The sequence below is a fragment of the Pseudarthrobacter sp. MOO14 genome (assembly GCF_058267675.1).
The window spans coordinates 3,408,325-3,427,424 of sequence record NZ_CM177849.1; the positions used below are offsets into that span (position 1 = coordinate 3,408,325).

General features: G+C 66.6%; 22 protein-coding genes. 11 read left to right on the forward strand and 11 right to left on the reverse strand.

Annotation, left to right across the window (positions count from 1 at the left end):
• Nucleotides 1-68 precede the first annotated feature (68 nt).
• The 9 genes from AC4EEV_RS15890 to AC4EEV_RS15930 form a co-directional block, all read right to left on the reverse strand.
• Nucleotides 69-1,310: an MFS transporter gene (locus AC4EEV_RS15890; RefSeq protein WP_018762259.1), complete on the reverse strand. Its 1,242-nt coding sequence runs from the start codon at nucleotides 1,308-1,310 to the stop codon at nucleotides 69-71.
• Between the two features lie 100 nt (nucleotides 1,311-1,410).
• Nucleotides 1,411-2,658 (reverse strand): AGE family epimerase/isomerase, encoded by a 1,248-nt coding sequence (locus AC4EEV_RS15895; protein WP_018762260.1) that lies wholly within the window; start codon nucleotides 2,656-2,658, stop codon nucleotides 1,411-1,413.
• 50 nt (nucleotides 2,659-2,708) lie between these two features.
• Complete coding sequence (locus AC4EEV_RS15900) at nucleotides 2,709-3,452, reverse strand: sulfite exporter TauE/SafE family protein (protein WP_018762261.1); 744 nt, start codon at nucleotides 3,450-3,452, stop codon at nucleotides 2,709-2,711.
• Complete coding sequence (locus tag AC4EEV_RS15905) at nucleotides 3,453-4,892, reverse strand: NAD-dependent succinate-semialdehyde dehydrogenase (protein WP_018762262.1); 1,440 nt, start codon at nucleotides 4,890-4,892, stop codon at nucleotides 3,453-3,455. It abuts the gene before it with no gap.
• 59 nt (nucleotides 4,893-4,951) lie between these two features.
• On the reverse strand, nucleotides 4,952-5,767 hold the full coding sequence (locus AC4EEV_RS15910; RefSeq protein ID WP_018762263.1) for a carbohydrate ABC transporter permease: 816 nt from the start codon (nucleotides 5,765-5,767) through the stop codon (nucleotides 4,952-4,954).
• A gap of 4 nt (nucleotides 5,768-5,771) precedes the next feature.
• Entirely contained in the window at nucleotides 5,772-6,728 is a 957-nt protein-coding gene (locus AC4EEV_RS15915; protein WP_018762264.1) for a carbohydrate ABC transporter permease, read from the reverse strand.
• Nucleotides 6,725-8,014 carry an ABC transporter substrate-binding protein gene (locus AC4EEV_RS15920; protein ID WP_018762265.1) on the reverse strand — a complete coding sequence of 430 codons (1,290 nt, stop codon included), beginning with the start codon at nucleotides 8,012-8,014 and terminating at the stop codon, nucleotides 6,725-6,727. The genes AC4EEV_RS15915 and AC4EEV_RS15920 overlap by 4 nt, the downstream gene beginning before the upstream one ends.
• A gap of 94 nt (nucleotides 8,015-8,108) precedes the next feature.
• A complete protein-coding gene (locus AC4EEV_RS15925; RefSeq protein WP_018762266.1) occupies nucleotides 8,109-8,993 on the reverse strand; it encodes an aldolase in 885 nt (294 codons plus the stop codon).
• A 31-nt stretch (nucleotides 8,994-9,024) separates the two neighbouring features.
• Nucleotides 9,025-9,930 (reverse strand): carbohydrate kinase family protein, encoded by a 906-nt coding sequence (locus tag AC4EEV_RS15930; RefSeq protein WP_491329410.1) that lies wholly within the window; start codon nucleotides 9,928-9,930, stop codon nucleotides 9,025-9,027.
• Nucleotides 9,931-10,066: 136 nt separating this feature from the next.
• Here AC4EEV_RS15930 and AC4EEV_RS15935 point away from each other — a divergent pair, with 136 nt between their 5' ends.
• The 9 genes from AC4EEV_RS15935 (at nucleotide 10,067) to AC4EEV_RS15975 (ending at nucleotide 15,989) form a co-directional block, all read left to right on the forward strand.
• Nucleotides 10,067-11,209 (forward strand): Gfo/Idh/MocA family protein, encoded by a 1,143-nt coding sequence (locus AC4EEV_RS15935; protein ID WP_018762268.1) that lies wholly within the window; start codon nucleotides 10,067-10,069, stop codon nucleotides 11,207-11,209.
• A gap of 70 nt (nucleotides 11,210-11,279) precedes the next feature.
• A complete protein-coding gene (locus AC4EEV_RS15940; RefSeq protein WP_491329411.1) occupies nucleotides 11,280-12,062 on the forward strand; it encodes a DeoR/GlpR family DNA-binding transcription regulator in 783 nt (260 codons plus the stop codon).
• Entirely contained in the window at nucleotides 12,059-12,976 is a 918-nt protein-coding gene (locus AC4EEV_RS15945) for a 2-hydroxyacid dehydrogenase (protein ID WP_018762270.1), read from the forward strand. Before AC4EEV_RS15940 ends, AC4EEV_RS15945 begins: the two co-directional genes overlap by 4 nt.
• A 31-nt stretch (nucleotides 12,977-13,007) precedes the next feature.
• Nucleotides 13,008-13,475, forward strand: a complete 468-nt coding sequence (locus AC4EEV_RS15950; RefSeq protein ID WP_491329412.1) for an SRPBCC family protein — start codon at nucleotides 13,008-13,010, stop codon at nucleotides 13,473-13,475.
• Between the two features lie 7 nt (nucleotides 13,476-13,482).
• A complete protein-coding gene (locus AC4EEV_RS15955) occupies nucleotides 13,483-13,827 on the forward strand; it encodes an iron chaperone (protein WP_018762272.1) in 345 nt (114 codons plus the stop codon).
• 170 nt (nucleotides 13,828-13,997) lie between these two features.
• Nucleotides 13,998-14,483: a hypothetical protein gene (locus AC4EEV_RS15960; RefSeq protein WP_491329413.1), complete on the forward strand. Its 486-nt coding sequence runs from the start codon at nucleotides 13,998-14,000 to the stop codon at nucleotides 14,481-14,483.
• Nucleotides 14,484-14,546: 63 nt separating this feature from the next.
• Nucleotides 14,547-14,870: a hypothetical protein gene (locus tag AC4EEV_RS15965; protein WP_018762274.1), complete on the forward strand. Its 324-nt coding sequence runs from the start codon at nucleotides 14,547-14,549 to the stop codon at nucleotides 14,868-14,870.
• A gap of 245 nt (nucleotides 14,871-15,115) precedes the next feature.
• On the forward strand, nucleotides 15,116-15,502 hold the full coding sequence (locus tag AC4EEV_RS15970) for a VOC family protein (protein ID WP_018762275.1): 387 nt from the start codon (nucleotides 15,116-15,118) through the stop codon (nucleotides 15,500-15,502).
• A gap of 136 nt (nucleotides 15,503-15,638) precedes the next feature.
• Nucleotides 15,639-15,989, forward strand: coding sequence for a cupin domain-containing protein (locus AC4EEV_RS15975; RefSeq protein WP_491329414.1), 351 nt, complete (start codon nucleotides 15,639-15,641; stop codon nucleotides 15,987-15,989).
• 57 nt (nucleotides 15,990-16,046) lie between these two features.
• On the opposite strand, the gene AC4EEV_RS15980 is transcribed toward AC4EEV_RS15975, so the two are convergent.
• A complete protein-coding gene (locus tag AC4EEV_RS15980) occupies nucleotides 16,047-17,300 on the reverse strand; it encodes an MFS transporter (protein ID WP_491329415.1) in 1,254 nt (417 codons plus the stop codon).
• Nucleotides 17,297-17,758, reverse strand: coding sequence for a MarR family winged helix-turn-helix transcriptional regulator (locus tag AC4EEV_RS15985; RefSeq protein ID WP_018762278.1), 462 nt, complete (start codon nucleotides 17,756-17,758; stop codon nucleotides 17,297-17,299). Before AC4EEV_RS15985 ends, AC4EEV_RS15980 begins: the two co-directional genes overlap by 4 nt.
• Nucleotides 17,759-17,883: 125 nt before the next feature.
• Between AC4EEV_RS15985 and AC4EEV_RS15990 the strand changes: the two genes are divergently transcribed.
• Nucleotides 17,884-18,399 carry a DUF3592 domain-containing protein gene (locus AC4EEV_RS15990; protein WP_491329416.1) on the forward strand — a complete coding sequence of 172 codons (516 nt, stop codon included), beginning with the start codon at nucleotides 17,884-17,886 and terminating at the stop codon, nucleotides 18,397-18,399.
• Between the two features lie 54 nt (nucleotides 18,400-18,453).
• Complete coding sequence (locus tag AC4EEV_RS15995; protein WP_018762280.1) at nucleotides 18,454-19,035, forward strand: SOUL family heme-binding protein; 582 nt, start codon at nucleotides 18,454-18,456, stop codon at nucleotides 19,033-19,035.
• Nucleotides 19,036-19,100 lie beyond the last annotated feature (65 nt).

A 19,100-nucleotide genomic window follows, 5' to 3' on the forward strand; every position in this document is an offset into this window, starting at 1 on the left:
TCGACTGCTCCGCCGTTGTCGTTCCGGGCGCTGAAAACGACTGGTACGGAGCACTCGAAGCAGGTTTGTCAGGAACGGTCGGTTACGCTTTCCTTCACCGGCCGTGGCTCCAGCCAGATCCGCTCCCGCGGGCCCGGCGGATAGGCGTACCTCTTCCCGGCAAAGGTGATCAGCAACGCGGCAACCACCGGGATCGCCGCCGCGGCGGGGACCAGCAGCGCGCCGCCCACCACCAGGGCGGCCGAACCGTACAGGGCACCAACGGTGATGCCCAGCTGGATGGTCAGCACGGTCAGCCCGTTGGCGGCCTCGCTGTATTCACCGCCGGCCCGGAGGATCGCCGACTGGTTGTAGATGCCGATTGCCCCGAGGCCGGCCCCCCAGACCGTCATCAGCACCAGGGTGACGGGGAGGTTTCCTACCGCCAGGGGGAGTAAAAACATCGACGCGGCGATGGCCGCCGTCGTCACGATCAGGGACCGGCGCGGGCGCGAATCCACGGTCAGCCCGGCAATCCAGATGCCCAGCAGGCCAGAGCCGCCCAGCACGGTCAGGGAGAGGCTGGTGGCGTAGTCCGGCAGGTGCGCCTCGCGGATGAAGGGTGCGATGTAGGTAAAGAGAGCGAAGTGGGCCAACACGAGCAGCGGCCAGGCGACGGCCACGGACTTTACTCCGGGCTGGCCAATAGCCTTCCGAAGCGAGGGCCGGGCCGCGTCGGTAATGCGGCGGACCCGGGGGAGCAGCCAGAACGCGAGGACGGTGAGGACCAGCCCAAAGCCGGCCAGCACCAGGAACGCTGCCCGCCATCCCAGGAACCCGCCCAGGGCGGTGCCCACCGGAGCCCCGATGGCCAACCCCAGGCTGTTGCCGCTGAACACGATGGCCAAGGCCTTGCCCACCTTGTCCGCCGGGACCACCCGGGCCACGAACGGCGCCATGGTGGTCCAGAGCAGTCCGTGCGCCAGTCCACCCACCAACCTGGCGATCATCGCCGAGGTGAAGTCCGGCGCCATCCCCACCATGGCGTTGCTCAGCGCGAACGTCAGGACCAACGCGACGAGCAGCGCATGCCGTGGAATTTTCCCCAGGAGCCGCGCCGCCGGAACCACGGTGACAACAATGACGGCGGCGTACGCGGCGGCGAGGTAGCCGGCCACGGGCTCGGACACGCCGAGGCCGGAGCTGATCTGCGGAAGGAGCCCTGACGGCAGCAGCTCCGTGGTGATGGCAGTGAAGGCTATGGTGGCCAGCACCGCCATGGCGGCATAGGGAAAACGGGCAGGGGACGGCGCGGAAATCGCGGAAGGCATGGGGGTGCGTCCATTCAAGGGGTGGGGTTGGAAAGCGGCTCGCTGGCCGGACAAATTCCTCCCTTAAATTTACAGGATCGAACCCCCTGCTCCGCGCCGGTTACGGCGTGTTCAGGCGTGCGTCCAGCAAGCCGGCCGCGACCGCTGGAGCCAGTCCGGGCGCCAGCGGGAGGCGCGGGACTACGAGGCAGTGCCACAGGTGGTAGATATCCGCCTTGCCGGACCACACCGTCGAGGTGACATTGCCGTTCTCGTCGAGTTCCTGCTTCCAGGAACCGTGCTCGTAGTCGATGAACCAGTCGCGGGCGTGGTCCCAGATCCGCTCATACCAGTCCGCGTACTGTTGCTCGCCCGTCGCAATATACAGGGCGGCCGCACCGCCGATCGCTTCCGCTGGTACCCACCGGATGCGGGTGGTGACAACGGGCTTGCCTTCCCAGTCGACTGTGTAGACAAAGCCCGGATGGCCGTCCGGTTGCCAGGCGTCCCGGATGGCGGCATCGAACAAGCCCCGTGCATCCTCGAGGAGCCACTCCGGGACGTCCAGGCCGCGGGCCTCAAGCCCGGCACGGAGGTGGAGGAGCAGCCGCGCCCACTCCACCCAGTGGCCAGGGGTTCCACCGTAGGCGCGGAACTGGCTGGCGCGGTCATCGGTGTTGTACTCGGGCATGGGGTTCCAGTCCGGGTCGAAGTGCTCGAACACCCGGTAATTGTTGTTGCGCGCAAACCGGTGGATGAGCACCTCGGCGATGTGCAGGGCCCGTTCGAGCCACCTGTTCTCCCCGGTCACATCAGCCACGATGAGGTAGGCCTCCACCGAGTGCATGCTGGCGTTGCCGCCGCGGTATGCCTCGGTTTCCGTGAAGTCCCGGTTCCACGAGTCGAAGCACATGTTGGCCTCGTGGTCCCAGAACTTCGTGTCGGCGACCTGCAGCGCTTCATCCAGCAGCTCCCGCGCTCCGGGTCGACCGGCCGCGACGGCGCTTGCCGCGGCCAGGAGCACGAAGGAGTGCTGGTAGCCGGACTTGGTGTCGTCCACCGGACCGTCCTGGTCCACCTCCGCGTACCAACCGCCAAACTCGTCGTCGTGGAGGACGCCGTTGAGGGCGGCAATTCCGTGGTCCACGAGCGTGGCCGCTCCCGGCCGTCCCATCAGGGCGGCGACGGCGAAACTGTGCGTCATCCGCGCGGTGATCCACAGGTGGGTTGGCTTGTCGGCGAATACCTTGCCGTAGTTGTCGAGCCAGCCGAATCCGGTGGCGACCTTGGAGGCCTCGGCGAAACGGACCAACCGGTCGGTTTCCGCCTCAAGCCATCGTGCGTGGGCGGCGCTGTTCAGCCACGTCATGTCATGTCCTCTCAGTTCTCTCAGTTGCGTGGTAGGTAGAAAATATTGCGTCAGCCGGCGGCTTCAAGAACGCCGCGGACAATCGTGGCAGCCGCTCCCAGATAGGCCAGGACCACCAGGAGTTTCTGTGCTGCCCGGGCCGGAACAAATTTCGAGGCGACGTCGCCGAGCACCAGCCCGGCCAGGCAGGAGACGGCAACGGCACCCCACATGCCCAATGGCATCACGGGGAAGGTCGCGGGGGCAGTGATGGCCTTGGAGATGAGTGAGAACGTACCGATCGTGAAGAAGTACGGCTGCATGGTGGCAGCGAACGACTTATGCTGCCAATTGGTGGCGATCGAGTACATGCTGACGGCGGGCCCGCCCACCCCGGCGGCAGTGTTCATGAATCCGCTGAGGCCGCCGGCGGCCAGCAGGTAGCGCCGGCGCGACGGCAGCGTGGCGGACTTCAGTGCCAGCAGAACAGTCAGCCCGGCCGCGAGGAGCACCCCGATGGAGATCTCCAGCACCGGCGCTGGAATCAGGCGGATCAGGAAGGCCGCCGGAATGATGCCGAGCAGGGCAGAGGCAGCAAGAAACACGTAGCGCTTCCAGTCGATGTCGCGCAGCACCCGGAAGATAATGGCTCCTGCCGTCACCGCACCGCACACATTCACCAGCACCACGCCTTCCACCGGGCCCAGGAGCAGGACCAGGAACGGGGCCGCCACCAGCGCGAAGCCCATCCCGGTGATCCGCTGCATCCCGGCACCCATGACGACGGCCCCGAGGACCAGCCCGGTGGTCAGCATTTACGGTCTCCAGGCCACGTACTGGACCTCTTCGAACTCTTCGAGGCCCAAGCTCGATCCTTCCCGTCCCAGCCCTGACTGTTTGGCGCCGCCCATCGGGGCGAAGGCAACGGACGGCAGGGGGTCGTTCACGCCGACGATGCCGGCCTCAAGCTGCTCCGGGATCTCCCAGCCGCGCTTCGGGCTGCCGCTCCACACGTAAGCGGCCAGGCCCATCTCGGTGGCGTTCGCCTTCCGGATGGCGTCCTCCTCCGAGGAGAAGGTGACGACGCCGGCGGCCGGGCCGAACACCTCTTCGGTCACCAACAGTGCGTCGTCCGGAACATCGGCAAGCAGGGTGGGCGCCATGAACGCACCCCCGCCAGGGACCGCCGTGCGCTGGGTGACGCGGCGGGCGCCCCGGCCCAGGGCGTCGTCCACCAGCGCCTGTACGGCGGACACCCTGTCGGCATCGATGACCGGGCCCAGGTCCGGGACCTGCGCGCCGCCGTCGGGAACGCCATGACCGATGGTCATCGCGTCAAAGCGGGCGCCCAGCTTCCTTGCGAACTCGTCGGCGACGCTGTCCTGGACCAGGAACCTGTTGGCGGCCACGCAGGACTGGCCGGTGTTGCGGAGCCTGCCCAGGACGGCGCCGTCAACGGCCGCGTCAAGGTCCGCGTCCTCGAAGACGATGAACGGTGCGTTGCCGCCGAGTTCCAGCAGGGGCCGGACCACGCGCTCGGAGGCCGACGCCATGACCTGCCGGCCCACGCCCGTGGAACCGGTGAAACTTACGGCACGGACCGCCGGGTGGGCCATCAGCGCCGCGGTGATTTCGCGGGAAGGGCCATGGACCAGATTCACCACGCCGGCGGGAAAACCGGCGTCATTCAGGACTTCGAACAGGCCGGTCGCAGCCAACGGGGCCTTCTCGGACACCCTGCCCACCACGGTGCACCCGGCGGCGAGCATCGCGGCGAGCTTGCGGGCCTGGATGGAGACGGGGAAGTTCCACGGGGTGAGGCTGAGGGCCACACCGACGGGCTTGCGGTTGCTGAGGTGGCGGCGCCCCCGGAGTTCAGGTGGGCTGATGGTGCCGGTGGCGCGGCGGACCTCCTCGGCGAACCAGCGGAAGTACTCCACCGAGAAGTCCACCTCGCCCTGCGCTTCGGGAAGCCTCTTGCCTGCCTCGAGTGCCAGCGTGTGCGCGATTTCGTCGCGGCGTTCCGCCAACAGCCCCGCCGCGTTGCGGAGCAGGTCTGCCCGGTGGCGGGCGGTGGTGCGGGACCAGCTGCCGAAGGCCTCGGCGGCGGCGTCGGCGGCCTTGGTGGCGTCCCCGGCCGAGCCCCAGGCGACCTCGCCCACGGTGCTGCCGTTGCCCGGATCAGTCACGTCCCTTGCGGTTCCGGCAGTGTGCCAGGTGCCGTTGACAAGGTGCCGGGCTGATGTGAGGTTCATGGAAGGAGCCTTTCGTTGGGCCGTGAGGGCACCGCCGGTGCCGCGCGTCGTCGTTGTACTCATCCCTTGCTTGCCCCTGCCGTGATGCCGGCAACGAAGTAGCGCTGCAGGAAGACGTAGGCCACCACCACCGGCAGGGAAGCCAGGATCACGCCGGCGAACAGCAGCGGGTAATTGGTCTGGAACTCACCTTGGAAGCTGAGCAATGCCAGCGGCAGGGTCCGGTTGCCGGGGGACTGGATGAACAACAGCGGGTAGAGGAGCTCGTTCCAGTGGATGACGAACAGGAAGATGGCGGCCGCGGCGATCGACGGTGCGGAGAGCGGCAGGGCGATGGATGCGTAGGTCTTCCACGGCCCGCTGCCGTCGATGGAGGAAGCTTCATAGAGTTCCTTGGGCAAGGTCCGCATAAACCCGCCCAGGATGAAGACGGCAATGGGCAACGTGGACACGACGTTGGCCAGGATCAGGCCGGCCAGGTTGTCCAGCAAGCCCAGCCTGCCAAAGAGGACGTAGAGCGGCACCATGTTGGCCTGTGCCGGGATGGCCATGCCCAGGACCAGGAATCCGAAGATGGCCCAGGACATGAACCCCTTCAACCGGGACACTGCGTAGCCGGCCAGGCTGGCCACGAACAAGGTCAACGGCACCGAAACGCCGGTAACGATCACGCTGTTCATGAAGGACGAACCCAGGTTCTGGCCGCCCACCACCTCGACGAAGTTATCCGGGGCGAGTGAATGCGGAAGGCTGAACGGGCCGGCGAACAGTTCCTGGGTGGACTTGAAACTGCCGAACGCCACCACTGTCAGCGGAATGATGATGATGACCGCGTAGATGGCCAGGATGGCGCGGCGGCTTAGTGTTGCGAGCATGCTGCTAGTCCCCCTTCGGGGTGAGCCGGAGCAACCGGCGCTGCAGCCAGGTGACCAGGGCGATCATCGCCATGAAGATAATCGACTGGGCGGCGGCGTAGCCGAACTCCGAGTTGGCAAAGGTGCTGTATATGCGGGTGGAAAGGATATCCAGGGCTGCCTTGGGCGGGTTGCCGGCGATGCCAAGAATCAGGTCGAAGGCCTTGAAGGACTGCACGGTGGTGTAAGCCACCACGATGGAGGTGGCCGGGGCCACGAACGGCCAGGTGATGGATTTGAACTGCTGCCATTTGCTGGCGCCGTCCATCTCCGCCGCTTCGTAGAGTTCCTTGGGGATGGCCTGCAGCCCGGCGATGTAGACCACCATCATCTGGCCCGAATGGAACCAGACCTGGGTGACGGCCACCCAGTACAAAGCCTGGGCGTCGTTGCCGAGGTAGGCTCCACCGTCCACCCCGACGGTTCGGAGGACGGAGTTGGCCAGGCCGAAGTTGGGGTCGTAGATGAACTTCCAGATGAAGGCCACCGAGACGGAGGACAGGATGGTGGGGAAGAAGAACAGTGCCCGCAGCAGGATGCTGCCCCGCGAGTTCTTGGTCAGCAGCAGGGCCAGGACCAGCGAGAACGCTGTCTGGGCGATCACCACCAGCAGCACGAACTTCAGGTTGTTCGTCAGCGCGTTCGTAAACAGCGAGTCCTTGGTGAACGCCCGGACGAAGTTGTCCACGCCCACATAATTGAACGCCGCGGAGAATCCGTTCCAGTCCGTGATGGCGTACTGGAACGCCTGCAGCGTCGGCATCACCAGGAAGAAGGCGACGACGGCGACTGCGGGCAGCGGGAAAAGGTACAGGGCCGGATTCACCCGTGTGGGAGAGCGGCGGCGCACCTTGGCAGGGTTGTCGGGGGTGTGGCTGTCCGGGGCCTTCCGCCGGGCAGCCGTTCCCGGATGGATGCTCATAGCCGTTCGTCAACAATCTTCTGGGCGGCAGCGGCTGCCTGCTCCGGGCTGGTGCCGGAAATGACGGCCGTGGCGCTGGCCTCCACCGCGTTGCGGACATCGAGGTTGTTGAACTGGAAGCGGGCGGCGAGTGCCGTCTTCTTCTGCAGCCAGGGACTGAGGCGCTTCAGGTCCGGGTTGGTGTACTCCACCTTGTCCACGGAGACGTGCTGGGCAGTCTGGTTGGCGTAGTAGCCGGCGTTCTCGGGCTCGGAGAGGAAATCGATCCATGCCGCCGCGGCCGCCTGGTTCTTGCTGGCGGAGTTGACGCCCAGGATGAAGGTGGCGTTGTAGGCGCCCTCGTATTTGCCGTTGCCGTCGGAGGTGGTGTTGGGGAACACCAGGTCGATCGGGAACTTGGCACCGAGTCCGCGGACCGCGGCGAGGTGGTAGGAGCCGGTGGCGAGCATGGCGGCCTTGCCCTGGGAGAACAGGTTCTGGGCCGGTTCAACGGCGGTGCCGGTGGCGTTGGGCTGCACGAAGGGCTTCAGGTCCTTGTACTGGCCCAGCATCTTGAGGAACCAGTCATCGGTGCACTTGAGCTTGCCCTGCTCGATCTGGGCGCACATGTCGTCCACGGGGGCGTTGTTGGCGATCATGCAGTTGAACAGCTGGCCGCCGTTTCCGACGTCGCCGCCCGGCCAGGAGATGGGAATGACCCCGGAGGCGGCGAGTTTTTCGCACATGCCCAGGAAGGCGTCCCAGTTCTTGGGCGAGGTTTCTGCACCGGCCTTGTCGAAGAGGTCCAGGTTGGCCATGGGCATGGGGAAGACCACCTGGTAGGGCAGGCCGAGCTGGTTGTCGCCGCTCTGCCCGGCGGACAGGAGTCCCTTTTGGTAGTTGCCTACGGCTTTGCTGCCCTTGAGGTCGGTGTACACCCCGGCCTCGGTGAAGTTCTTAAACTGGGAGCCGCGGAAGGTGGCGAACGCGTCGCCGATGGAGCCGCCGCGAAGCTTCTGCAGTGCCTGGGCGTTGTAGTCGTTGGAGGTCGAGATGTCCTGGGCAATTTCCACGCCGTCGTGTTGTGCCACGAAGCGCTTGATGAGTTCGTCGAATACGGCCTTGTCCTCGCCGCGCCAGTGGGCGAAGGACACCTTGCCGGTGACGGCTCCGGTGGCGGGTGCCGACGGACCGGTTGCCCCTCCCGGCTTGGTGGAACCGCCGGGCCCGGCGCACGCTGCCGCAGCGGCGCCGAAGCCCAGGGCCCCGAGAAGGGCGACTGCCTGCCGGCGTGAAATCTGACTCACAATAATCTCCTCGTTGAGTGTTTGCTGTGCCTTGTTTGCTTGCTGCTGAGAGGGGCCGGGCCCCGTGACGGTGCTTGTGGTGCGGGAGAACTGCCTAGGCGTTGGTCCTTTGGGCGGACACGACGTCGTCCACCACGGCGCAAAGGCGCTGCAGCCTGCGGACGGCGTCGGTGGAGAGGGATTCGACGACGTCGGGAGCGCCGATGCAGGAAGCCCAGACTGCGCGTCCGGAGAGGAAGCCGCTGGCACCTTCGAGGCAGGCCCACCGGACGGCGTCCGGGAAGACGTCTTCGGGAACACCGGAGGAGAGGACCACCCACGGGCCGTCGATGGCTTTGGTGAGCTCGGCGCAGGCGTCGCGGACGTCAGCTTCCGAAGCCTGGCCGTGGAACGGGACCTCGGCCTTGTACAAGTCGGCACCCAGGCTGCCCAGTTCCTTGGCGGCGGCCAGGATGCCCGCGTTCCAGTCAAAGTCGCCGCCGGCCAGGGGCTTGCGGGAGACGGGTTCGATGATGCTTATCAGCCCCGCGGACCGGCAGCTGTCCACGAACTCGCGGACCATGGCCACGCGGCCCTCGGCGGGTTCGTCCGGGCGGTAGAGCACCAGCAGCTTCAGGGCCTTGACGCCGAGGGCGGCGTATTTGTGCGGATCCACCAGGCGGTCGATGGTCACTTCGCCCACCAGTTCGCCGTGGGCGGGTTCAAAGTGGTCGGCGGAGGCGATCAGCCCGCAGCCGGGGTCCACCACACCTTCCTCGATTGCGTGGTCCAGGGCGAACTGGCGGTCGATGAGGACGCCGGAGGCATAAGGGGTCAGGATCCGGGCCGCCTCGAGCTTGAAGTCCCGGAGGTCCTGGTCCGTGACGGGCTGGTCAGTGTGCTCTGCGAACATGTTGCGCATGGCTTCGCGCTGGTCAACGGCGAGCATCGCAAAGGCGCCTGAGGGCCGTTGGAGCGGGGAGAGGTCTGCATGGTTCATGGGCTGGCTACTTTCAGCTGGGCGGGTTGGGTCAGGAATGGTGGTTGGAGGCGAATTCGGTGGTGATGGCCTGGCGGGGGATGGCAGAGCGGCCGTCCAGCCCGGCACAGGATGCTGCGGCGGTGCGGCCGGCGAATGCGGCGGCGTCCACCAACGGCAGGCCTGCGGCAACGGCTGCGAGGAGCGCGCCGTGGTAGACATCGCCGGCGCCGAGGGTGGAAACGATGTCCGCCGGCGTGGCCGGTACGTGGACGGGACCGCCGCCGCGTTCCAGGACCCAGGCGCCGTCTGAGCCGGCGGTGGCCACGACGGCCGCGGCGCCGTCGTCGAGCGCTTTGCGCAGGAGGGCTCCGGGGGAGTGCCCGGCGCCGTACTCTGCCTGGAGCCTTTCCACGGTAGGTACGTAGAGTGCGATGCCGCGGGGGCTGAAGGATGGGATGGGATTGCCGGCGTCCACGCTGATGTTCAGCGATCCGGAGCGGGCACCTGCGACGGCATTCCATCCCAAGTGGTCGGCATGGACCCAGGCGGCGGATGCCAGCAGGTCGAAGAAGCGGCTGCCCGCAGGGAACCTGACCGGCGGCACGGGCCTGGTGACGATGGCCCGGCTCTCGGTTGCCTTGCTGACGATGATCACGCTGGCGCCGGTCTTGACGCCGCGATCGCGGATCACGGCGGAGGTGTCCACGCCTTCGGCTTGCAGCCCGGAAATGATGCGGTCGCCTTCTTCGTCGGTGCCGAAGACGCCGGCGAAGGCGGTATCCGCCCCCGCCCGTGCTGCTGCGACGGCTGCCGTGGCTGCAGGGCCGCCGCCCGCCGTCGCGAAATCCGTGGCCACGGTCCGGCTGTCCGCAGCGGGGTAATCCTGCACCAGGGCAATGGAGTCAAGAGTGGCGCAGCCTACGAAGAGCAGGGGTCCAGTTGACGGTTGGGGCACGTTCCACCTCGTTGTAGTTCCGGCTGGTATTGAAGAAATATACACACGCTATGTTGGAAAAACAACACTTTCTGTATAGTTGTGTTTGGGATGCAACGCCGCACCCCCCACTCAACGTAGAGAAACGGAGCAGCTCATGTCATTGCCTACTGCGGAATCTGTCCGGACCATCCGGTACGGACTCATCGGGGCAGGCCACATGGCCCGCGAACATGTCAGGAACCTCGCCTTGATCCCCGGGAGCCGGATCACCGCAGTGTCAGACCCCACGCCGTCATCCCTCGACGAGACTGCCAAGGAAATCGGCTACGACGTGCAACTCTTCACCTCCCACCAGGAACTGCTGGCCTCGGGAATGGTTGACGCGCTGGTGATTGCCAGCCCCAACGACACCCACTTGGGCATCCTGAAGGACATCTTCGCCAGCGGCACCAACCTCCCGGTCCTGGTCGAAAAGCCCGTATGCACCAGCGCAGAACAGGCGGACGAGCTCGAAGTCCTCGCCGCGGGCTACCCGGCACCGGTGTGGGTTGCCATGGAGTACCGGTACATGCCGCCGGTCCAGGAGGTTATCCAGGCGGCACACACCGGAAAGCTTGGGAACATCTACATGCTTTCCATCGTGGAACACCGCTTCCCGTTCCTGCACAAGGTGGATTCCTGGAACCGCTTCGCCGAGCGGACGGGCGGCACCCTGGTGGAGAAGTGCTGCCACTTCTTCGACCTGATGCGCCTGATCCTCCAGGACGAGCCCGTCCGGATTTACGCCAGCGGCGGCCACGACGTCAACCATATGGACGAGGTGTACGACGGCAAGGTCCCGGACATGGTGGACAACGCCTACGTCATCGTCGATTTCAAGGGAGGCCGGCGGGCCATGCTGGAGCTGTCCATGTTCGCCGAAGGGTCCAAGTTCCAGGAGCGGATCTCCATCGTGGGCGACGCCGCCAAGATCGAAACCCTCATCCCGGTGGCGGCCAACCACTGGATCCCCGGCGACGAAGCCGAGGCGACCGTGGAATTCAGCCCCCGGTCCCCGCTGGGCCCCCTGAAGCATGACGTGCCGGTGGATGAGGCGGTCCTCGCCGCCGGCGCCCACCACGGCTCCACGTACTACGAGCACCTTGGATACCGGAAGGCAATCCTGGGCGAAGGCCCCGTAGAGGTGACTGTTGCCGACGGCCTGCAGTCCGTGCGGATGGGCCTGGCAGCGGAACGTTCTATTACGGAAGGACGCCCCGTGGAGCTCGCGAATGCGGCTTCCGGGGTACGTTCATAAGAAGATTTGTGTTGGAAGTCCAACACGCCGCCAGGCTCTGCCCGGCGCATTGGGGAGGGATAAGCAGCTTATGAGCACAGCACATGGAGAGGCGCCGCTGACGCCGCGCCAGCGCACCATCCTCGATGAGTTGGGACGGAAAGGCTTCATTTCCACGAACGACCTCGCGGGGACGTTCGCAGTCTCCGACATGACCGTACGGCGGGACACCCGGGTGCTGGCCAAGCGGGGCCTGGCCCGGGTGGTCCACGGCGGGGTCAGTGCCGTGGACGGGCACGGCCAGAACGCCGACTTCGCCGCCCGGGTCCGGGAGGACGCAGACGCCAAGCTCCGGGTCGCACGGGCCTGTGTGTCGATGATCAGCGAACGGGACGCCATCATCCTTGACGCCGGTACCACCACGTACCAGATCGCCCAGGAACTGCCCACGTCCTTCAGGGGGACCATCATCACGCACTCGGCCCCGGCCATCCAGCGCTGCCTGCAGTTGACCGAGGCGCGCACCATCTGCCTCGGCGGGGAGCTGCTGCTGGATAGCCAGGCGTTCAACGGTCCCATGACCGTGAGCGCGGCTGCCGGTTTGCGCGCCAAAACGGCGTTCATCGGGGTGACCGGCATCCACGATGAGGCCTTCTACATCGAACGCGACGTGGAGCGCGCCACTAAGATCGCCCTTATGAATTCGGCGGAACAGGTAGTGGTGGTGGCAACCCACCAGAAGATGCTCAGGTACGCGCTGGCGCGGCTGGCAGCATTTGATGCGGTGGACATCCTGGTGACGGATGCCCCACCGCCGCAGGAAGTCGAGGATGCCCTGGGCGCCGCCAACGTCAAGCTGATGGTCGCCGCATGAGCGCCCGCCTGCGCGTCTGCCTGCCCGCCCAAGACCTGCTGGACGCACTCGCCCCGGTGGACGGCGTCGAGTTTGTGCTCTGGGACCTCGCGGGCCCGGCCCCCGAGGGCCGGCTGGACCTCCTGGTGCCGCCCTACATGGGCAAGCCGTCCGCGCTCGCCGCGCTGGAAGGCGTGGACGTAGGCCTGGTGCAGAGCCAGTCCATCGGGTACGACGGCGTAGCGGGCATCCTGCCCGGCGGTGTCACCTTTGCCAACGCGGCCGGAGTCCATGAGACCTCGACGGCGGAGCTCGCCGTGGGCATGATGATCGCGTCCCAGCGAGGCATCCCGGACTTTGTCCGGAACCAGGACAACGGCACATGGGACAACAGCCAGCGCCCCAGCCTGGCGGACCGGCGCGTCCTGCTGGTGGGTTACGGGGGAGTCGGCAAGGCCATCGAGGCCCGGCTCCTCCCGTTCGAAGCCGAGGTCACCCGGATGGCCAGCCGTTCACGCGAGGACGGTGGCGGAACCATCCACGGGATCGACTCGCTCTATGAACAGCTGCCGCTGCACGAGATCGTAGTGGTCAGTGTTCCCCTCAACGGGCAAACAGAGCACCTCGTGGACGCCAAGTTCCTCGCCGCCATGCCAGACGGCGCCCTGCTGGTGAACGTGGCCCGCGGCCCTGTGGCCAACACCGACGCGCTGCTGGCCGAGACTGCAACCGGCAGGCTCCGCGCCGCCCTGGACGTCACGGATCCGGAACCGCTGCCCGCCGGCCACCCGCTGTGGACCACCCCCGGAGTGCTCATCACTCCGCATGTGGGCGGCGCCAGCTCGGCCATGTTCCCCCGCATGGTTCGCCTGGTCAGGAAGCAGATCGGACTGCTGCTCGAGGGCCGCGAACCCGTCAACGTGGTCCTCCCTTAACGCCGGCGGCCTGCGGCCCTATGCTTGGCCCATGTCTACTTTCGAAGTCCGCCGCAGCGCGGTCATCCCTGCCTCCGCCGAGGAGATCTTTCCGCTGGTGAACAACTTCCACGAATGGACCGCCTGGTCCCCCTGGGAGGCGGTCGATCCGGGCATGAGCCGCCGCTACTTCGGCAGCGAATCAGGGGCCGGCGCAGGCTATGAGTGGAACGGGAACCGCAAGGCCGGCAGCGGAACCATGGAGATCGTGGAGTCGGTGCCTTCGAGCCGCATAGGGATCCGGCTGCAGTTCACCAAGCCGTTCAAGGCCCTGAACCCCACGACGTTCACGTTCAGCCCGGCTCCTGGCGGCACCGAGGTGACGTGGCTGATGACCGGGGAGAACAAAGGGCTCGGTAAGGTCTTTGCCCTGTTCATGAACATGGACAAGCTGGTGGGCGGCGACTTTGAGCGCGGCCTCGCGGCGCTCGCAGCCACGGTCGCCGCCCGGAAGGGCTGATCGCTCCATGGGCGTCGTGGATGATGCCCTGGCCGCGACGGATGAACCGGGCCGCGGCTGCCTCCGGCATGTGGTGGAGATTGCCCGGTCCGTGGCCCCGGACGCCACCGAGGGCATGAGCTACGGGATGCCGGCCCTCAAGGTCGACGGCAAGCCGCTGGTGGCTGCCGTGGCCGCGGCCAAGCACCTTTCGATCTTTCCATTCTCCTCGGCCGTGGTGGAGGCGGTGGCCGGACGCCTGGAGGGCTACTCGCTGTCCAAGGGAACCATCCGCTTCAGCGCAGCCAGGCCGGTGCCGGACGACGTCGTAGCGGACATCGTCAGGCTGCGGCTGGCGGAAATCCGGAAGTGAAACCCTGCAGTTGAGGACGTCGGTTGGTTCCGCAACGGGAGGGTCTCTGCGAAAATTATCCAGTGACTTTACTTCAGCGGACAACCTTTTTGCCGGCTGATGGACCTCCGCGGTTTGCTGACCCCCGCCGTACGGGAGCCCTGCTTGGCCTTGGGGGTGCATGCCTCTTCGTGTTCTCCTACACGTCAGGGTTTGCGGACCTATTGTCCGGCGCCGCGCGCGTCCTGGTCCTCGGGGCGGTGGGCGCCAGCCTGTGGTTCCTCTTCGCCAGGCCACGTTTCCTGGGACCCTTCGTGCCACCCCGCGGCAGACACATTGCGGTCTATGTCCTGTGCGTGGTGGCTGAATTCGCCCTGATAGCGGCCGGTAGTTCATTGCTTGACGCCCGAGGTGCGCTGGTGCTGCGTCCGGCGCTGATCGCACTGGTGGTCGGCCTCCATTTCGTGCCGTTCGCGTGGGCCTTCAAGGAGCCCATGTTCTACCTTCTGGGCGGACTGCTCGCAGCGATTGGCGGTATTGGGCTGCTGAGCGGGACGGAACCGGGCGCGGCGTCGGCGGCGGCGACCGCCGGAGTGGCCATGGCGATGGTCCTGCTTGCCTACAGCCTCGGAGCCTTCTCCAAGCTTCGGCGGGCAGGAACGCCTGCGAAGCGGTGAGGAACGCTGTGGCAGGACCAAAGGACCTGCCGGCCCGTCCACGGCGGCGCCTATCCTGAACCCATGCCTGACACCTTCGCATCCCTGGTGGACACCTTCAAGAACATGGGCGTGGCCCGCGCCTACGGCACGACGGTCACTCTCGGCGGGGAGGAGATCGTGCCCGTGGCGCTGGTCTCCTTCGGCTTCGGTGGCGGCATGGAATCGGAGAAAGGTGCGTCAGGTGGAGGCGGCGGCGGGTTCGTCCTGCCCTTGGGGGTGTACCGGACAGTCAATGGCAGGGCGGCGTTCCGCCCCAACACCATCGCCGTCCTGGCATGCCTGGTTCCCCTGGTGGCCGTGGCAGGCAGGGCGGCCCGCAGGGCCATCTCGGCGGCCCGGAAATAGCTGCACTGCCGCTGCCCCACCCGCAATAAAAACCCCTATTCCATGCGGGGACGAACAGTTCCATAATGGCCTCGTAGACTTCGGGAACCCCGTACCGATGGCTTCTGCCGCCGCGGATCAGGGAGCTCCAGGTGGCCGCCCCGGCATTCGGCGGGAAGGACGGCCACGAGGCCCGGCGGGGGACGGCCGGACCGATTCGGGGGAGAGCATCGCCATCAGGAAAAGTGGCAAGGAGAGTTGTTGTCATGCTCAAAGATCTGGAAGTCATGGCTGTATTGCCGGCAAAGGACATTGACCGGGCACGGGAGTTCTACCGGGACAAGCTGGGTTTGGAGCCCGAGCGGACCATGAGTGACGGCGGGCTCGTGTACCGGTGCGGGAAGGGTACCGCGTTCCTGATTTACCAAACGGACAACGCCGGCTCGGCCAAGAACACGCAGATAGGGTGGGGAACCGATGACGTACGGCGCGACGTCGAGGAGTTGCGCGGCCGGGGCGTCGTTTTCGAGGAGTACGACATGCCCGGACTGAAGACAGAGAACGGCATCGCCTCGATGGAGGGAATGGGCGACGCCGCCTGGTTCCTGGACAGTGAGGGCAACATCCTGAACATTTCATCGCTGCCCCGTTGAACGCCGCGGCCCGCTGTCGCAGGCCCGGCACATTAAGGACGACGCCGGCACCCGCCACCGGAAGCACCTGCACCCGGGTGCCCCGGCAGGGGCAGGGCCGGCGCCGCCGCAGATTGAGGTTGTGGGAAGGGGCGCGATGAGCGTCGAGGAGGTGGCACCGAAGACCACTGGCGTCTCGGTGGAGTTGCTGGCTGCGGTCGACCTTGCCGGCGAGATCGACGGGATGGAAGGGCGCCAGTTGCGGATGCGGATGGTGACCATCGAGCCCGGTGGAGTGTTCGGCCCACTCCATGACCATGCAGGCCGGCCAGGCACTGTCTATGTCCTCTCGGGGATCATCACCGACCACCGGGACGGGGTCGCCACGGAGTACGGGCCGGGCGTGGGCTGGCCGGAGGACCGGAACACCCTGCACTGGCTGGAGAACCGGGGAGTGGTGCCGGCGGTCGAAATCTCGGTGGATATCGTCGGCGTGCCCATGCCGTAAATCTTGGCCGGGCTTTGCCGCAGGTGCCGGGATCGGCCGTACCCGCCCAACCGACACTCAGACGGCCGGTTCCCGCCTGCCCAGCGCCATCCGGAGCGCGCCGCGGAAAGTAATCCGGTTCCGCCTGCTCACCGCCACCACCGCCGCGATTCCGGCCAGGAGCACCACGATGCCGCCGGAGGCGACCGACCAGCGTGCACCGTACTGGCTGCCTATCCACCCCACCAGGGGCGAACCCAGCGCGGTGCCGCCTTGCAGCACTGCCAGGTACAGCGCCAGGACGCGGCCACGGAACGGGGCTTCCACGGAGAGCTGGATGCTGGTGTTGCAGCTGTTCAGGAAAGTGATGGACGCCAGGCCCACCGGAACCAGGATGGCTGCGTAGGTCCAGAACGATGGCGCCAGGCTGCCGAGGATCGTGAAGAAGCCCAACCCCAACGCGCCGCCCAGGAGGAAGCGCAGCCGGGGGCCGGACCGGCGCGCGGCCAGGAGGGCGCCGGCGAGCGTACCTACCGCCATGATCGAGCCGAGGAGCCCGAATTCACTGGGCCCCATGCTGAACTCGGTGGTGGCCATCAGCGAGTTGATGACCGGGAAGTTCATGCCGAACGCGCCCAGGATACCCACCAGGACCATGATCAACATCAGATCCGGACGGCGGCGCACATACCGGATGCCCTCCACCACCTGGTGCTTGTTGCGTTGGCCTGCCACGGGGGCCGGCTGGGTGATGCGGATCCGGAACAGCGAGACCAGGACGGCGGCGAAGCTGGCAGCGTTGAGCAGGAACACCGGGCCGGTGCCCACCCACGCGATGAGGACGCCGGCGATTGCGGGGCCGGTAAGCCGGGCGGTATTGAAGGACGCCGAGTTCAAGGCCACCGCATTGGAGATGTTGTCCTGGCCAACCAGTTCGGACACGAAGGCCTGGCGGGCGGGGGCATCCACGGCGCTGGCAACTCCCAGGCAGAACGCAGCCACGTAGGCGTGCCACAACTGGGCGGTGCCGGTGACCACGAGCAGGCCGATGGCCAAGCCGGTGAAGCCCATGGCCAGCTGCGTCCACATCAGGATGATGCGCTTGCGGTACCGGTCCGCCAGCACTCCGCCGTACGGGCCGAACAGCAGCATGGGCAGGAACTGCAGGCCGGTGGTGAGGCCCACCGCGGCACCGGAGTGGTCCGTAAGGACGGTCAGGACCAGCCAGTCCTGTGCCACCCGCTGCATCCAGGTGCCGATGTTGGACACGATCGCGCCGCCGGCCCAGATGCGGTAGTTGGGGTTTTCGAGGGCCCGGAACATGGCACTCATTTGGCGCTCATTTCCTGCATGATGCGGGCCGCGCGGCTCAGTGTGAGCCGGTCGTCCTCGCTGAGCCCTGCTACGCGCCGGGCCAGCCAGGCGGTCCGCTGCCGGCGTGCTTCCTCGAGGACCGTCCTGCCGGCGTCGGTGATGTCCACGCGAACCTGGCGGCCGTCGTCGGGATGGGCGGACCTGGTGACGAATCCTTGGTCGGCGAGGGCGTTGACGATCCTGGTCATGGACGGGGCCTGGACGTGTTCGCTCTCTGCCAGTGCGCGCAGCGTGCTGGGACCGCTGCCGTTGAGCAGGGCCAGGACGGTGTACTGGCCAGGGGTGATGATGTCGCCGGTTGCTTCGACGCGGAGCCGGCGGGACGTGCGCATCACGGCGGTGCGCAGGTCGATGGCGAGGGTGTCCGGGGCGGTGGGGTCTGCTGTGGCCTGGGGCTTGGTGTGGGCGGGTGACATATAAGCGGGTGCGCCTCCTGCTGCGGTTATTTAGCAGTGCTAATTAGTTCTGCTAACTATTATGCCGCTCATGGTTGCCCATGGCAACGGTCCAGTGTGTGGTTTTGCTGACAGGCTCGGGCAGAATGGGAGCCGTGACTGGGCGCAGAACCGACAAGAACCGCAAACCCGCGCGGCCGTGGAAGATAAGGCTGAACCTGGCGGTCACCGTCCTGGTCCTTTGCCTGGGGCCCATCATGATCGGTGCGGGCAGCTTCATGATCAACGCGGACGAAGAACTCGCGCGCACTGGAGCGCGGGCAACCGGAACGATCGTCCACTTTGACGATGTCACCAAGGCATCCCAGCGCAGGATCCGGGTTGACTTCACGACGCCGGACGGATCGGCCCACCGGACGTTCGCGGCCGTGGACCACGACCAGCACCCTGTGGTGGGAACCGATGTTCCTGTGATCTATGCCGAAGATGATCCTGGCCGGGCGATCGTTCCGGGCTATGAAAGTGGCGGAGAGTGGTTCCGTGGTGCCGGCGTGGTCCTGACAGCGCTCTTCGGTGGAATTGGAATCCTGGCCGTCGTCCTGATGGGAGTGGGGACCCTTCGCGGCTTCTTTCGGAGGCGCGCCACACGGCGCGTGGGGTGAGCCGGGGTGCAGGTCTGGCCGCCCAGGCGCCACGGGCGTAGGCTCTGACGCACCATGACTGAACAGCAGCCCTATGAACTGATCCGCCGGTATCCACATTTCGAGCTCCGTTGGTATCCGGCTTACGTCGTGGCTGAGGTCAAGGTCAGGGCGGACTTCGACCGGGCCGGAAACGCGGCGTTCCGTTACCTGTTCAATTACATCAGCGGCAACAACTCCGCCCGCCGCAAGCTGGCCATGACTGCGCCCGTCATCCAGGAGCCTGGTTCCCCGCAAAAGCTGGCCATGACGGCTCCCGTGCTGCAGCAGGGGCCGTTGCCGGGAGCCCGTGGGCCGGCGGAGTTCGTGGTGGGATTCGTGCTCCCGGCCGGCGTCACGGCCGACACGGCCCCGGCTCCCGCCGACCCCAGGGTGACGGTGCGCGCCGTTCCGGCCTCCCTTTCCGCTGCCCTCAGCTTCACGGGCGGCGGCTCCGCTTCTTCCTTCGAGCGGCATACCGCGGGGCTCCAAGCGGCACTGAAAGTTGCCGGGCTGACGCCGGTCGGCGCTCCGCGATACGCGCGCTTCGACCCGCCCTTCAAGCCTTGGTTCCTGCGACGCAATGAAGTGCTGCAGGACATCAAAGAGCCAGGATAGCGGGCGCCGGACCACTGCCTGCCGCTAGCGGAGGAGGGCGTTCTCGCCCCCCGGGGGTGGCCGGC